Below are 14291 nucleotides of genomic sequence, written 5' to 3' on the forward strand. Positions count from 1 at the left end.
TTACTCAGATGAAAGGAACACAACAGTGCTAATTGCACAGCGCCCAACTCTTCACGAAGAAGTCCTAGGACCGAACCGTTCTCGCTTTATCCTTGACCCACTAGAGCCAGGATTTGGTTACACCCTTGGCAACTCGATGCGTCGAACCCTACTAAGTTCGATTCCAGGTGCCGCGGTTACCAACATTCGGATCCAGGGTGTCAGCCACGAATTCTCCACCATCCCGGGTGTGAAAGAAGACGTTGTAGAGGTAATCCTGAACATCAAGAACCTCGTCGTTTCTTCCGAGCACGATGCGCCAGTAGTGGCCCACCTATCTAAGTCAGCTGCCGGTCCAGTTACCGCAGCGGACATTCAGGTCCCTGCCGGTGTTGAGGTTCACAACCCAGAGCTAGTAATTGCAACGCTAAACGCAAAAGGCAAGCTCGAAATTGAGTTCATCATTGAGCGTGGGCGCGGTTACGTTCAGGCAAACCAGAACCGCAACCCAGATGCCGAAGCTGGCGTTATTCCGGTTGACTCGATTTACAGCCCAGTTCTCAAGGTCTCCTACCGCGTCGAGGCTACTCGTGCCGGGGAATTCACCAACTTCGACAAGCTAATTGTTGATGTTGAGACCAAGCCGTCAATGGAGCCAAAGGATGCCGTTGCATCTGCAGGGTCCACCCTTGTTGAGCTATTTGGCCTGGCCAAGGAGCTAAACAACGAGGCTGAAGGTATCGAGATTGGGCCGGCCCCGGTTGAGGTCGCAGCCTCTAATGAGCTCTCAACACCCATCGAAGACCTAGACCTAACCGTGCGCTCATACAACTGCTTGAAGCGCGAAGGTATCAACACCGTTTCAGAGCTGATCGCACTTAGCGAAGACCAGCTAATGAACATCCGTAACTTTGGTTCCAAGTCCGTTGATGAGGTCCGCGAGAAGCTTGCTTCTTTGGGCCTTAGATTCAAGGATGCAGTTCCAGGATTCGATGGCGCCTACTTCGGTGGCGGATTCGATGAAGACCAGATCTAAAGCTTAGAAACCCAAGGAGAAACTAAATGCCTACCCCAACAAAGGGCCCTCGCCTCGGAGGCGGACCAGCCCACGAGCGACTAATGCTCAACAACATGGCTACCTCGCTTTTCAAGCACAAGCGCATCGTAACCACCGAGACCAAGGCCAAGCGCCTGCGTCCAGTGGCCGAGCGTTTTGTGACTTTCGCAAAGCGCGGTGACCTGCACGCTCGACGCCGCGTGATGCAGTCAATCCTGGACAAAGGAGTGGTTCACGAGCTTTTCGCTGAAATCGCACCGCTGGTTCAAGAACGCCAGGGTGGCTACACCCGCATTACAAAGCTTGGCTTCAGAAAGGGCGATAACGCTCCAATGGCAGTCATCGAGCTAGTGCTAGAGCCAGTTAACCCAAAGCCAAAGACCAATAAGGTTCGACTAACTAACAACATTGCTACCGGAGCAGCTGTGGTAGCAGCTCCAGAGCTAGTTGAAGAAGTACTGGCTGAGGATTCGGTTGCAGTTCAGGCCGAGGATGTTGTGGCAGTTGAGTCTGCTGAAACAGAGGCAACCGAAGCAGTAGCTGAAGCCGCTGCTGAAGAGGCTGCCCCAAAGGCTGAGTAAGTAATTTCATGAGTGAACCCGCTGGTGTACCCGGCGGGTTTTCTCGTTTCCGGGTTGATTTGGCTTATGACGGCACTGACTTTTCCGGCTGGGCTAAGCAGCCGGGTCATAGGACCATTCAGGGCGACTTAGAGGTCGCGCTCACCAAGTTATTCGGTGAGTCTCAAGATGGCTTTGGGATGCGAGTGGCGGGTCGAACCGATGCCGGTGTTCACGCGGGTCATCAGGTTTGCCACATCGACATCACAAGTGCTCAGCTTAAGCGCCTGGGCAGAACACCGCTTAGCACTAAGCGCCTGAACAGCCTTTTGGTTCCTGAGATAGCGATACTGTCCGTGGCCTTGGCTCCGGATGGCTTTGACGCTCGCTTTTCTGCAACGGGACGCAGATACCACTATTTGATTGCAGATCAAAGTGCCAAGCCTGACCCAAAGCGCAACCGCTTTGTACTCACTCTTCCTCGAGTGGTAGATGAGAAAGTTATGGCCGAGGCTGCAGCCAAGCTCGTGGGGCTCAAAGACTTCGGGGCTTTTTGTAAGCCAAGAGCCAAGGCAACGACGATTCGAAATTTGAAAAAACTTGAGGTTGTGAGACACAGGGACGGCTTGATTCAAATCACTCTCGAGGCCGACGCCTTTTGCCACAACATGGTGCGGGCAATAGTCGGTGCGATTGTTTCAGTGGCGGAACAAAGGCTTAGCGTGGAGGAGCTGGAGCGTGTCCAGAAAGGGGCCAAACGGACCTCAAAATTCCGAGTTGTCGCCCCTCGCGGGTTGTCTTTGGAGTCGGTTTCCTACCCGCCTGATAAAAAAATGGGCTTTCAAGCGCAAAATGCCAGAAAAAGAAGGGATTTGGGGGAAATTTCTGTTTGACCATTGGGGCTATCTTCCCCTAGACTCAACCCTTGGTTCGGCATTGCCGAATGCGTTTGAAGCCGTGGTATTCCACGGAATCACACAACACGAAACTATGAGGTAATTTAGCGTGCGTACTTATTCGCCAAAGGCCAGTGAGCTGAGCCATGAGTGGTTTGTCATTGACGCCACCGATGTGGTCCTAGGCCGCCTTGCATCTCACGTAGCGGTCTTGCTACGTGGCAAGCACAAGCCAACCTTCGCAGCCCACATGGACAACGGAGATTTCGTCATCATTATTAACGCTGAGAAGGTTGCCCTAACAGGGTCAAAGCTTGCTCAGAAGAAGGCCTACCGCCACTCCGGGTACCAGGGTGGCCTAACCGCTACCACCTACTCCGAGCTATTGGAAAAGAACCCAGAGCGCGCAGTAGAAAAGGCAATCCGAGGGATGTTGCCAAAGAACTCCCTGGGTGCTCAGCAGCTGTCCAAGCTAAAGGTTTATAAGGGTGCGGTTCACCCTCACGAGGCGCAGCAGCCTAAGACTTTCCTAATCGATCAGATTTCCCAGTAAAGGACCAGGACCTTGGCAGAAGAAACAACCACCGAAACTACCGAGGTAGTTGAAGAGACCACTTACTCCACCGAGTCAGCCCCTGCAAAGGCTGTGCGCTCACGTGGCAACCTAACCCAGCCAGGTGCTGGCACCGGTCGCCGCAAGGAGGCCATCGCTCAGGTACGCATCATGCCAGGAACTGGCAAGATCGTCGTGAACGGCCGCACCCTGGAGGACTACTTCCCAAATAAGCTGCACCAGCAGCTAATCACCGACCCATTCACCGTGCTTGAGCTGCAGAACGCATACGACGTTATTGCGAAAATCACTGGTGGCGGAGTTGCCGGTCAGGCTGGCGCACTTCGCCTAGGCATCGCCCGTTCCTTGAACCAGATCGATGAAGAGAACAACCGTGCCCCGCTAAAAAAGGCTGGTTTCTTGCGTCGCGACTCTCGCATTATCGAGTCCAAAAAGGCCGGTTTGAAAAAGGCCCGCAAGGCTTCTCAGTTCTCTAAGCGCTAACCCTAGGCTTAGCCGATGGGCAGGCTCTTCGGAACCGATGGAGTTCGCGGAACCGCGAATAAAGAAATCACGGCTGAATTCTCACTTAATTTGGCGCAGGCTGCGGCTTGGGTATTAGGCAGCCAGGCTCGAGAACGAGGAGATCGTCCAAGGGCGGTAATCGCCCATGACCCCAGAATCTCATCGGATTTTATTTCAGCCGCCGTCTCGGCAGGACTCGCCTCTTCGGGCGTGGATGTCTTTGATGCGGGCGTGGTGCCAACTCCGGCAGCAGCTTATCTAACCGCCGACCTTGATGCAGATTTTGGCGTGATGATTTCGGCTAGCCACAACTCTGCTCCCGATAACGGCATTAAGTTTTTTTCGCGGGGCGGGCATAAGCTGCCAGACATTGTTGAGGATGAGATAGAGGCTGCCATGGGGCAGGCGCTCACTCCCTTGGGTTCGGCAGTTGGCCGAGTAATTCGCTTCGCGGATGCTGAGGACCGCTACCTGCTTCATATGCTTGGCACTTTGCCGAACCGGCTGGATGGGCTAAAGGTAGTTGTTGACTGCGCTAACGGCGCGGCAAGCGCTATTTCTCCCCAGGCCTTTGTGGATGCGGGAGCCAAGGTAATCGTCATCGGCGCCGATCCCGACGGCAACAACATTAACCTGGGATATGGGTCCACTCACTTATCTGCCTTGCAGTCGGCAGTTTTGGAACATAAGGCGGATATTGGCATTGCCCACGATGGTGACGCTGATCGCTGTTTGGCTGTTGATCACGAGGGCTCAATAGTTGACGGGGATCACCTGATGGTGGTTTTGGCCATTGCCATGAAGCAGGCGGGCACCCTAGCCCGCGATACTTTAGTCACGACCGTGATGAGCAATCTGGGACTCAGGGTTGCCCTTGAAGCCGCCGGCATTAAATTTATCGAGACCAAGGTTGGGGATCGATATGTTCTTGAGGCGATGCGTGAGGGTGGCTACTCACTGGGTGGCGAGCAATCCGGTCACATTATCTTTAGCCAATTCGCTACCACTGGGGACGGTCTTCTCACCGGATTGCAGATTGCAGCCAGAATGGTTTCTTCTTCCAAAACGCTCAGAGAGCTGGTAGCCGTGATGCCTAATTTCCCTCAGGTTTTGATAAACGTTCCAGAGGTTAATAAACATCTGGTCGATTCCGATCAGGATGTTCAGTCGATGGTGCAGTTGGCCCAGGCCGACCTTGGTAATCAAGGCAGGGTTTTATTGCGAGCTTCTGGCACCGAGTCACTGGTTCGGGTTATGGTGGAGGCCAAGGACCAGGGCACCGCGCAGTCTTGGGCAGAGCGAATTGCAAACACGGTAACTCGAAAGCTTGGTAAAGATTGAAAACCATCCAGCTTAGAAGGTACGAAATTACCCCCGGGAAGATGAGCGAATTTCTGCATTGGATCGATCAAGATCTAATGCCGGTCCGGTACTCCTTTGGCTTTGAGGCCGAATGGCGCTACATCGATGTTGAGAAGAATGAATTCATTTGGGCAGTTTCGCTGCCCACCGACGAGGCGGGTTTTTTAGCGATTCAAGCCGAATACGATGCTTCGGCGATTCGGAATAAGGCTTTCGAAACCTACCCAGACTGCATCGTTCAAAAACATGTGAGCTTTGTCTCGGAGCTTATTTAGCCAAACCATACATTCGGTCACCGGCATCGCCCAGGCCGGGGACAATGTAGCCAACCTCATTTAGTTTTTCATCGAGCGCACCGAGGTAGATGCTGAAGTCTTGGGGGTCCCAGTTTTTTGTGATGTGATCTTGCACTTTTTTGATACCCTCTGGAGCACCGAGCATGCAAATGCAGGTCACCTTCTGAGCCCCTCGGCTTTTGACATAATCAATCGAATCGTTCAGCGTTCCACCGGTGGCAAGCATTGGATCAATTAAAATCACGTGGCGACCAGCTAGTGAATCCGGCAGCCGATTCGCATAGGTCACCGGCATCAAGGTCTCTTCGTCGCGTGCAATGCCTAAAAAACCGACCTCAGCCACCGGCACAACATCCAATACGCCTTCCAGCATTCCGAGTCCTGCGCGCAGAATCGGCACCACAAGCGGGTAGGGCTTGGCTATCGCAAGACCCTCAGTCTTGCCCATCGGGGTTTCGAGTTGAATTTTTGTGAAAGCAATTTCCTGTGCGGCCTCGTAGGCCAAAAGGCCGGAGATCTCCCTGACCAGCTGGCGGAAGAGCGGTGGTGGGGTTTTGATCTCCCGCATCAAGCTCATTTTTTGCCTGAGGATGGGATGGTCAATAACTTTAATGCGCATGAGAGAAGTTTATGGATTGATTAGAGCTTGCGGAGCAGAACTTGACTTACGCGGTGACCATCACCTTTTTGCATCACCAAAGTTGCCCTTGACCTAGTCGGCTCAATGTTCTCTTCTAAATTAGGAAGGTTGATGTCTCGCCAAAAACCTTCGGCCCGCTCAAGCGCCTGGTCCTTGGTTAGTTCGGTGGTTAGCGTGTGGAAATAGGAGCGCGGGTCAGTGAATGCCGAATCAAATAGCTGTTCAAACCTCGATAGGTACCAGCTTTTTATGGTTTCTACATTGGCATCAATGTAAATCGTGAAATCAAAGAAGTCACTCAGTGCTAATTCCTGCCCGGCACTTGGTGGCTGTAAGACATTCAGACCCTCCAGAATTAGCACATCTGGAGTGGTGACCCTTGCAACCTCACCTTCGACGATGTCATAACTCAGGTGTGAGTAGACCGGGGCTTCGACATTTGATTGGCCTGATTTAATGTCAGAGACAAATTGCAACAGCCTCTTGCGGTCGTAGCTTTCAGGAAAACCCTTACGGTGCATGATGCCACGCCGCTCGAGTTCTGCGTTCGGGTATAAAAAACCATCGGTGGTGACTAGCTCAACTTTTGGCGTTCCACTCCAACGCTTCATGAGTTCACGCAGCAGCCTTGCGGCGGTTGATTTACCCACGGCCACCGAGCCTGCGATGCCGATGATAAACGGCGTTCTCGCGGCTCGATCGCCAAAAAAATCAGAGGTTGTGCGATGCAGCCCCTGAGCGCCCGAGGCATAAAGACTCAGCAGTTGACTAATCGGCAGATAGACCTCGGTGACCTCTTTGATGTCCAAAACATCGCCCAGTCCGGTGATGTTTTGGATTTCTTTTTCGGTCAACGGCAAATCTGATGCGTTTCCCAATTCGGCCCAGTCGGCGCGCTCAATGGCCAAATACGGGGAGATGCCCTCCTGGGCCTTGGCTTCGCTCACAATTGGCTATTCTGCCGTAGATTAGTGAGCATGTGTGGAATCGTGGGATATGTGGGCCCAGGGTCATCCCTGGATGTTCTACTTTCTGGTCTAAAACGCCTTGAATATCGGGGCTATGATTCTGCGGGAATTTCCGTTATTGATCAAGAAAAAGGCCTGCAAACTAGAAAACGAGCCGGCAAGCTAAAGGTTTTGGTGGATGACCTCGCGCTGTCCCCACTGCCTGACACCCACATTGGCATTGGGCACACCCGCTGGGCAACTCACGGTGCTCCAAACGACATAAATGCGCACCCTCACTTGGGTGGCGAGCACCTAAAACTTTCTCTCATCCACAACGGCATAATCGAGAATTTCTCGGAACTAAAAAAAGAGTTGATTGACTTTGGAGTCAAGTTTTCCTCAGAAACCGACTCAGAAGTCGCCGCTCATCTAGTGGCTCGCGAATATGAGACGGTCAATGACCTAACCCAGGCTTTTAGAAATGTTGTCCGCCGGCTACAGGGGGCCTTCACTCTTTTGTGCATCCACGAGGATTACGAGGATCTAATTTTGGCCGCACGGAGAAACTCACCGCTAGTTATCGGGCTTGGCGTGGGTGAGAACTTCTTGGGATCGGACGTGGCGGCCTTTGTCGAGTTCACCAAAAAGGCCGTCGCGGTCGGCCAGGATCAGATTGTCGAACTCAGAGCGGATAGCGTTCGAATTACCAGCTTCGAGGGTGCTGAAATAATCCCGGAGACTTTTGAGGTCAGCTGGGATGCATCTGCCGCGTCCAAAGGAGGTTGGCCATCATTTATGGCCAAAGAGATTGCAGACCAGCCGCAAGCAGTGGGTGACACTTTGATGGGGCGGCTTTCTTCCGACGGTTCGGTGAAGCTCTCCGAATTCTCGGGTCTGTCTAGCTTGACGGAGATGAATCGCATCATCATCATCGCCTGCGGCACGGCGGCTTACGCTGGTGAAGTAGCTAAGTACGCAATTGAGAAGTGGGCCAAGATTCCTGTGAGCGTAGAGCTCGCTCACGAATTCCGTTATCGCGACCCGGTGCTAGATTCGCAAACGCTTGTTTTAGCAATCAGCCAATCTGGCGAGACGATGGATACCTTGATGGCGGTTCGCCACGCGAAGGAGTTGGGCGCCAAAGTCTTAAGCATTTGTAACACCCAGGGCGCTACTTTGGCAAGAGAATCTGATGCCACCATTTACACCCATGCTGGCCCAGAGGTAGCGGTGGCATCGACTAAGGCCTTCACGGCTCAACTCACCGCTGGTTTTCTGGTAGCACTGGCTTTGGCGTCTATGCGCAAATCGATGGGCGCGGTAGAACTGAGAGAACTCGGCTTGGAGCTTTTAAAGTTACCGCGGCATGTCAAGGAGGTATTGGAATCGGTGGAACGAATGCGGTTCTTGGGCAAGAGGCTTTCTGGAGCCAAGTCGATTCTGTTCTTGGGAAGAAACGTTGGGTACCCCATTGCTCTTGAGGGTGCGCTAAAGCTCAAAGAGCTGGCGTACATTCATGCGGAGGGTTTCGCAGCGGGCGAGCTAAAGCACGGCCCGATAGCTCTAATTGAACAGGGCCAGGCCGTCATAGTCGTGGTCCCTTCTCCAAAGGGCAACCACTCGCTGCACCCCAAAGTGATATCCAATATCCAAGAGATCAAGGCCCGTGGAGCAGTGGTGATTGCAATCGCAGAAAAAGAAGATCGGTTGGTCGCGGAATCTGCCGATGAGGTCTTTGAAATAGCGCCCACCAACCCAATAATGAGCGCGGTGTTGGCTGTCATTCCTTTGCAAATCTTTGCGATGGAATTGGCAAATGCGAAGGGATTAGATGTTGATCAACCGAGAAACTTAGCCAAGAGCGTGACGGTCGAATAGGTGATTATCGGGTTGGGTGTGGATGTTTGCTCAATCGAGCGCTTTTCGGAGTCAATCGAGCGCTCGCCGAAGCTCAGGGAAAGACTCTTTACCTCGGCCGAATCGGCTCTCGGTCATCAGTCGCTAGCCGTTAGATTTGCCGCCAAAGAGGCACTTGCCAAAGCCGTCGGAAACCCGGGCCTGCTGAGCTTTCAAGATGTGGAGATTCTCAATGACCACTTGGGGAAACCTCAGATGCAAGTGTCTGGTAAGTCAAGGGATGTGCTGGATGGGCTCGGGGTTCAAAGGATTCATTTGAGCCTTAGTCATGACGGCGGCATTGCCTTTGCAACCGTGATTTTGGAGGGCGGCTAAGTGCGAGAGATTCAAATCGATTTAGCTGTCATCCTAAAGAACTATCGCAAACTAAAAGAGCTGGCGAGTGGCTCACTTGTGATGGCGGTTGTAAAGGCCAATGCCTATGGGCACGGTATGCACGAAGTAGCCGAGGCGCTGGATGACGCCGGAGTCGACTATCTAGGTGTGGCAGATCTAAACGAGGCACTCGAGCTTCGAATGGCGGGCATTAAGACCAATATCCTGTGCTGGATTTTGAGTCCCGAGGATGACTTTGAGTTAGCTGTTTCTCAAAACATTGAGCTTGGAGTTTCAAGTTTGGAGGTTTTGGAAGGGCTACCCGAAGGCGCGAAAGTACACCTCAAGGTAGACACCGGTCTCGGTAGAAACGGATTCACACAGGGAGATTTTGGGAAAGCACTTGAGTTTTTGGCCGAGTCAAAGCTTTATCCGGAGGGGCTTTTTTCACACCTTTCGAATGCCTCCGAGGGTGATGATTTGGCCCAGCTTGAGCTATTCGAAAAAGCGAATGTGATGGCTTTGCAAAAGGGCGTTAATTTCAAACTGAGGCATTTGGCCGCTTCTGCGGCGACCCTCAAGCACCCGCAAATGCACTTCGACATGGTTCGTTGCGGCATAGCGGTCTATGGGCTGAGTCCTTTTGAGGACGAGCCGGTCGACCCCGGTTTACTTCAGCCGGCGATGCGAGTTGTGGCCAATGTGGTGAACGTGAAGCGCGTGCCCAAGGGGCAAGGGGTCTCTTACGGGTATCGGTATGTGACCAAGATGGAGACCACTTTGGTCTTGGTGCCCTTCGGTTATGCGGAGGGGATGCCAAGAATCTCAGAGAATCATGAGGTTTTGATTCAGGGCAAGCTTTACCCGGTGGTCGGGCGTGTGGCAATGGATCAATTTATTGTCGATGTCTCTGATGCCAAAATCCGAATCGGCGATGAAGTGGTGATTTTTGGTGATGGCCAAAAAGGAGAGCCAACGGCGCAGAGTCTGGGGGAGTCTTCGGGAAGCATCAACTACGAGGTGGTTACCAGAATCGGTGGCCGCGCGCCAAGGGTTTATAAAATCTGAGTATGCATTTTCTAATCGAGTCTCCTGAAAAGATGCACGAGTTCGGCATCCAACTTGCCCGGCACCTCCGGGCCGGTGACATGGTCTTGCTCAATGGTCCTTTAGGAGCCGGTAAGACAACTTTGACCAGAGGGATTGGCGAGGGCCTTGGGGCTCTGGGAACAGTTCAATCGCCAACCTTTGTTTTGGCTAGAACTCATAAAACTACGACCGGGCCGAAACTTGTTCATGTGGACGCTTATCGCTTGGGTTCAGCTCTAGAGCTGGATGACCTCGATATAGATTTTGCGAACAGCATTGTTGTCGTGGAGTGGGCTCGGGACTATGTGGATGGCATTGCCGAATCCTGGCTAGAGATTCAGATCAATCGTGAGAGTGAAGACGACTCAAGACTGGTTACGCTTTTGCCCCACGGCGCTCGCTATGAAGGAGTAACCATTGCTTTTGGCGATTGACACCTCAGCCGGCACATCAGCCGCGATTTTAGAAGATGGAAAGCTTTTAGGTTTTAGCCTCTTCGAAGACCCCTTTGGGCATGCGGAAAACATCGGGTTGGCAATTATGCAGGCTCTGAGTCAAGCGGGTATCTTGGCTAGCGATGTGACTGCGGTTGCTGTTGGCAGGGGGCCAGCTCCTTATACCGGGCTGCGAGTCGGCATGGCGACCGGAACTGCCTTCGCGATGAGCCGAGGAATACCTTTTTACGGCGTCATGGTTTTAGATGCGATTGCTCTTAGCCAATCAAGCAAGAAGTTCTACGTGGTTGCAGATGCCAAGCGTAAAGAATTGTTTCTGGCCGCTTATGAATTGGGCGTTAGGACAATCGGCCCAGAAGTTATTCAGCCGACAGAGCTCGAGCGTTTTAGTGATTATGAGGCAGTCACCATGCCTTGCGATGCCAGGCTAGTTGGCCTTTACGCTCACCAAGCCCTTGGTCTAGGCATCGATCTGAGTGATGTCTCGGCGCTTTATCTAAGATCTCCGGATGTTGCGCCATCTCCGGGTAAAAAGGTGAGTGGCTGATGATCTCCAGAAGGCTAACCCCGGCGGATATTGCCCAGGTGATGATTCTGGAGCTAGAGCTATTTGCCAATGACGCTTGGTCAGAGCGCTCCATGCGAACCGAACTTGGTTTTGAGCACAGCTACTACCTGGGCTATTTTGATCATGACCTTCTGGGTTATGGGGGCCTCAGCACTGTGGCCGGGTCTTTTTCTAGTGATATTCAAACAATTGGCATCGCGCTGAGTGAGCGCGGCAAAGGCTTGGGCAAAAAACTCATGCTGGAGCTGCTGGCTTACGCTAAAAAGCTAGGTTCGGAGCAGGTCATGCTCGAGGTGCGAAGTGATAACCCAATAGCTATTTCGCTTTATGAATCCCTTGGTTTCTTGCCGGTAGATCTTCGAAAGCGCTACTACCAGCCGGATAACGTTGACGCTTTGATTATGCGCCTTGAAATCAAGCAGCCAATTATTTTGGGAGTTGAATCAACCTGCGATGAGACGGGCATTGGAATTGTGCGGGGTAATCGACTTTTGGCCAACGCTCTGCACAGCTCGATGGATGAGCACGCCAAATATGGTGGGGTGGTGCCCGAGGTTGCGGCAAGGGCACACCTGGAAGCATTGACCCCGACTCTAGAAAAAGCTTTATTAGAAGCCGGCATAACGATGCAAGAGGTGGATGCGATTGCGGTGGCCAATGGCCCAGGTTTGGCCGGAGCGTTAATGGTTGGCATCGGCGCAGCCAAGGGCTTAGCGATAGCGCATAATTTGCCGATCTACGCGGTAAATCACCTGGTTGGTCACGTTGGTGCGGATGTTCTGGAACGCGGCTATGTCGAGCTTCCAACAATTGCGCTTTTGGTTTCCGGGGGCCACACCTCTTTGCTTTTGGTCAGGGACCTTTTAGAAGATGTCGAGCTTTTAGGTGAAACCATCGATGACGCGGCTGGTGAGGCTTTTGACAAGGTTGCCAGGGTGTTAGGGCTGCCATATCCCGGTGGCCCCCAGATTGACAAATTGGCCCTATCGGGCGATCCCAAAGCGGTGCGCTTCCCCAGGGGTTTATCGCTTCCAAAAGACATGGAGAAAAACCGCTATAACTTTTCTTTCTCAGGTTTAAAAACTGCCGTGGCTAGGCACGTTGAGAAACTCGATGCCGCTGGCGAAGAATATTCCAAGGCCGATGTAGCAGCTAGCTTCCGCGAGGCGGTGGTGGATGTTTTACTCACCAAAGCGCTAAATGCTTGCGAGGCTTACGGGGTGAAGAGGCTGCTGCTTGGCGGTGGGGTGACGGCCAACGCTCGGCTTCGCGAGGTTGCGCTTGAGCGCTGTGATCGAGCTGGGATTGAACTTCGCATTCCGCGTTTTAGCCTTTGCACCGATAACGGCGCAATGATTGCTTCACTGGGAGCCCAGCTGGTAATGGCCGGCAAGCCACCATCGAGTCTTGGATTTGGCGCGGAGTCAACCCTCGAGGTCACCCGGGTTCAGACTAACTAGCCTCCAGGGCACTCTCAGCATTTGTGAGACTAACTCTCAATAAGAGATGATTGAGTTAGGTATTCGCCAAACATTCAGGAGGAATCATGGCAGAGAACGAAAAAGTAACCGCGGAGAAAACTACGAATTCGAAACCTAAGGCCACTCCAGCAGCCTTAGCTGAGCCCTCAAAACCGGGGTTTGATTGGACCTCACTCAACTCTTTATCGGCGGTTTCATTTGCTTCTGCGCTTAGTGGTGTCGGATCTTTGGTAGCGGTGATTACCGGCCACATTGCGCTAGCGCAGCTAAAGATCAGCGGGGAAAGTGGTCGCAAGCTTGCCCTAATAGGTGTGGTGCTGGGCTACGTGCAGTTGGTAGTAATTCTCTTATTCAGCATCTTGGCCGTGATTGCTCAGGTTGCGCTTTTCTCCCTACTCGGCTCCGAACCGGGCAGCTGGATGAATTTCGTAGATATGCGAAATGGAATGCGCTTTGATTGGGGCTAGATCGGATTAGCGATAATTGCTTTTCGGGCACCTAAAACCTTGGTCATAATCAGGGTTGCGGTGCCCGAACCCTTTAACCTGAGCTTCTTGCGAAGCTCTTCGGGTGTTATGTCGACACCCCGCTTCTTGATTTCAAGAATCCCAATCTGATTTTCGATCACATATTTATTTATGGCCTTTGGGTCTAGTGGCAATATCTCTTTGACCTGAAAACCTCTGAGCCATGGAGTTGTGAGCTTCTGATCACCGGTTAGATAGGCAATCGCTGGAGAGACCAACCCCAATGAGTATTGAGCGGCAAACTCACCGAGCAGGTGGGAGCGAATAAGCGAGTTGTCCGGTTCGTAAATAAATTCGCTCAGTTCGCGCACTGCACCCTGGATCTCACCGACTCCATCAAATACTTTTCGCTCACCATTTTTGATTAGCAAGGCTGAGCGCATGTTGCCACGAGAGAGTTTTCCGAAGTAGAGCATTAGCTCGACCAGGTCACCATTATGAGAAACCCATTGGGCTTCGCAGTGCTCAGGGATTAGCTCGTGATCTGTGGCGGGGCCGAGCTTTACGGCGGTGGGTGCGGTCTTTGCCTTTTCGAAAACCCAGTCAAGTGATGGGCTGAAATCACTTGGAGTCAAACGAATATGAGTTCTGCCTTTTCGATTAATCTCTCTTCTGGCAGGGTCGATAAAAACTCCCATATCCTGAGTGTCTTGTGATTTGGCGTCTGCTTGAATCACCTTTGCATTTGGAAAACTCGCAAGATTAAAAGTTGCCAAAGCGGCGGTTTGCTCATCTTGTTCAACTGCCAAAACAGTTATGTCTAGGGCCGCAAGGCTCATGGCATCCGCGCCAATCCCACAACCCAGGTCGGCAACCCGCTTGATGCCAGCCTGCCTAAAGCGTTCGGCGTGAAGTGCGGCTACAGGCAATCTAGTGGCCTGCTCGAGCCCGGCTTCTGAATAAAGCATGTGGTTTGCAAACTCACCGAACTTGGCCTTTGCTCGATGCCTAAGCCGAGCCTGGTTTACAACTGCGGTTACCAATACAGCCTCGTGGCCCTGGTTGCGAAGCCTAGTGATCAGCGACAGCACATCCGCCTTGGAATCCAGTGGCCCGAGTTTGTTCAATAACGCCAAGGCCTCGGGCGTTAGTAGTTCTGCAATATTTGATTCCACACCTCA

The 14291-nt window shown here is 52.5% G+C and carries 17 protein-coding genes and 1 pseudogene; 15 read left to right on the forward strand and 3 right to left on the reverse strand.

Features of this window, described 5'->3' with window-relative positions; genetic code table 11:
- Positions 1-25 precede the first annotated feature (25 nt).
- From BLP47_RS02820 to BLP47_RS02850, 7 genes are all read left to right on the forward strand, one after another.
- Positions 26-1015 (forward strand): DNA-directed RNA polymerase subunit alpha, encoded by a 990-nt coding sequence (locus BLP47_RS02820; protein ID WP_091850174.1) that lies wholly within the window; start codon positions 26-28, stop codon positions 1013-1015.
- A gap of 26 nt (positions 1016-1041) precedes the next feature.
- Complete coding sequence (gene rplQ, locus BLP47_RS02825; RefSeq protein ID WP_091850176.1) at positions 1042-1617, forward strand: 50S ribosomal protein L17; 576 nt, start codon at positions 1042-1044, stop codon at positions 1615-1617.
- Between the two features lie 8 nt (positions 1618-1625).
- On the forward strand, positions 1626-2489 hold the full coding sequence (gene truA, locus BLP47_RS02830) for a tRNA pseudouridine(38-40) synthase TruA (RefSeq protein ID WP_091850178.1): 864 nt from the start codon (positions 1626-1628) through the stop codon (positions 2487-2489).
- A 112-nt stretch (positions 2490-2601) separates the two neighbouring features.
- Complete coding sequence (rplM, locus tag BLP47_RS02835; protein WP_091850180.1) at positions 2602-3045, forward strand: 50S ribosomal protein L13; 444 nt, start codon at positions 2602-2604, stop codon at positions 3043-3045.
- Between the two features lie 12 nt (positions 3046-3057).
- Positions 3058-3549, forward strand: a complete 492-nt coding sequence (gene rpsI / locus BLP47_RS02840) for a 30S ribosomal protein S9 (RefSeq protein WP_091850182.1) — start codon at positions 3058-3060, stop codon at positions 3547-3549.
- 15 nt (positions 3550-3564) lie between these two features.
- On the forward strand, positions 3565-4911 hold the full coding sequence (gene glmM / locus BLP47_RS02845) for a phosphoglucosamine mutase (protein ID WP_091850184.1): 1347 nt from the start codon (positions 3565-3567) through the stop codon (positions 4909-4911).
- Positions 4908-5207: a hypothetical protein gene (locus BLP47_RS02850; RefSeq protein ID WP_172807169.1), complete on the forward strand. Its 300-nt coding sequence runs from the start codon at positions 4908-4910 to the stop codon at positions 5205-5207. Before glmM ends, BLP47_RS02850 begins: the two co-directional genes overlap by 4 nt.
- Here BLP47_RS02850 and upp read toward each other — a convergent pair.
- Both upp and coaA read right to left on the reverse strand, forming a co-directional pair.
- The gene (gene upp, locus BLP47_RS02855; RefSeq protein ID WP_091850188.1) at positions 5200-5847 is read right to left on the reverse strand and encodes a uracil phosphoribosyltransferase; all 648 of its coding nucleotides are present in this window, start codon (positions 5845-5847) and stop codon (positions 5200-5202) included. The genes BLP47_RS02850 and upp overlap by 8 nt on opposite strands.
- 20 nt (positions 5848-5867) lie before the next feature.
- On the reverse strand, positions 5868-6815 hold the full coding sequence (gene coaA, locus BLP47_RS02860; RefSeq protein WP_091850190.1) for a type I pantothenate kinase: 948 nt from the start codon (positions 6813-6815) through the stop codon (positions 5868-5870).
- 30 nt (positions 6816-6845) lie between these two features.
- Between coaA and glmS the strand changes: the two genes are divergently transcribed.
- The 8 genes and pseudogenes from glmS (at position 6846) to BLP47_RS02895 (ending at position 13110) form a co-directional block, all read left to right on the forward strand.
- Complete coding sequence (glmS, locus tag BLP47_RS02865) at positions 6846-8696, forward strand: glutamine--fructose-6-phosphate transaminase (isomerizing) (protein WP_091850192.1); 1851 nt, start codon at positions 6846-6848, stop codon at positions 8694-8696.
- A complete protein-coding gene (locus BLP47_RS02870) occupies positions 8697-9050 on the forward strand; it encodes a holo-ACP synthase (RefSeq protein WP_091850194.1) in 354 nt (117 codons plus the stop codon).
- On the forward strand, positions 9051-10118 hold the full coding sequence (gene alr, locus BLP47_RS02875) for an alanine racemase (protein WP_091850196.1): 1068 nt from the start codon (positions 9051-9053) through the stop codon (positions 10116-10118).
- A gap of 2 nt (positions 10119-10120) precedes the next feature.
- Positions 10121-10573: a tRNA (adenosine(37)-N6)-threonylcarbamoyltransferase complex ATPase subunit type 1 TsaE gene (gene tsaE, locus BLP47_RS02880; protein WP_091850198.1), complete on the forward strand. Its 453-nt coding sequence runs from the start codon at positions 10121-10123 to the stop codon at positions 10571-10573.
- A complete protein-coding gene (gene tsaB / locus BLP47_RS02885; RefSeq protein ID WP_091850200.1) occupies positions 10557-11141 on the forward strand; it encodes a tRNA (adenosine(37)-N6)-threonylcarbamoyltransferase complex dimerization subunit type 1 TsaB in 585 nt (194 codons plus the stop codon). The genes tsaE and tsaB overlap by 17 nt, the downstream gene beginning before the upstream one ends.
- A 41-nt stretch (positions 11142-11182) precedes the next feature.
- Positions 11183-11554 (forward strand): annotated as a pseudogene (locus BLP47_RS08565) (GNAT family N-acetyltransferase); the annotation flags it as partial.
- A gap of 9 nt (positions 11555-11563) precedes the next feature.
- Entirely contained in the window at positions 11564-12622 is a 1059-nt protein-coding gene (gene tsaD / locus BLP47_RS02890; RefSeq protein WP_249883414.1) for a tRNA (adenosine(37)-N6)-threonylcarbamoyltransferase complex transferase subunit TsaD, read from the forward strand.
- Positions 12623-12708: 86 nt separating this feature from the next.
- Positions 12709-13110, forward strand: a complete 402-nt coding sequence (locus tag BLP47_RS02895; protein WP_091850204.1) for a DUF4190 domain-containing protein — start codon at positions 12709-12711, stop codon at positions 13108-13110.
- Here the strand turns inward: BLP47_RS02895 and BLP47_RS02900 are convergent.
- Positions 13107-14285, reverse strand: coding sequence for a class I SAM-dependent methyltransferase (locus BLP47_RS02900; protein WP_091850206.1), 1179 nt, complete (start codon positions 14283-14285; stop codon positions 13107-13109). The genes BLP47_RS02895 and BLP47_RS02900 overlap by 4 nt on opposite strands.
- Positions 14286-14291 lie beyond the last annotated feature (6 nt).

Origin of the sequence: Candidatus Aquiluna sp. UB-MaderosW2red, from assembly GCF_900100865.1 — a bacterium.
Lineage (GTDB): Bacteria > Actinomycetota > Actinomycetes > Actinomycetales > Microbacteriaceae > Aquiluna.

Coding starts and splice junctions, on each gene's coding strand:
- tsaE (WP_091850198.1), top strand. CDS start 10,121: ATGCATTTTCTAATCGAGTCTCCTGAAAAGATGCACGAGTTCGGCATC.
- rplQ (WP_091850176.1), top strand. CDS start 1,042: ATGCCTACCCCAACAAAGGGCCCTCGCCTCGGAGGCGGACCAGCCCAC.
- glmS (WP_091850192.1), top strand. CDS start 6,846: ATGTGTGGAATCGTGGGATATGTGGGCCCAGGGTCATCCCTGGATGTT.
- glmM (WP_091850184.1), top strand. CDS start 3,565: ATGGGCAGGCTCTTCGGAACCGATGGAGTTCGCGGAACCGCGAATAAA.
- truA (WP_091850178.1), top strand. CDS start 1,626: ATGAGTGAACCCGCTGGTGTACCCGGCGGGTTTTCTCGTTTCCGGGTT.
- BLP47_RS02895 (WP_091850204.1), top strand. CDS start 12,709: ATGGCAGAGAACGAAAAAGTAACCGCGGAGAAAACTACGAATTCGAAA.
- upp (WP_091850188.1), bottom strand. CDS start 5,847: ATGCGCATTAAAGTTATTGACCATCCCATCCTCAGGCAAAAAATGAGC.
- tsaD (WP_249883414.1), top strand. CDS start 11,564: ATGCGCCTTGAAATCAAGCAGCCAATTATTTTGGGAGTTGAATCAACC.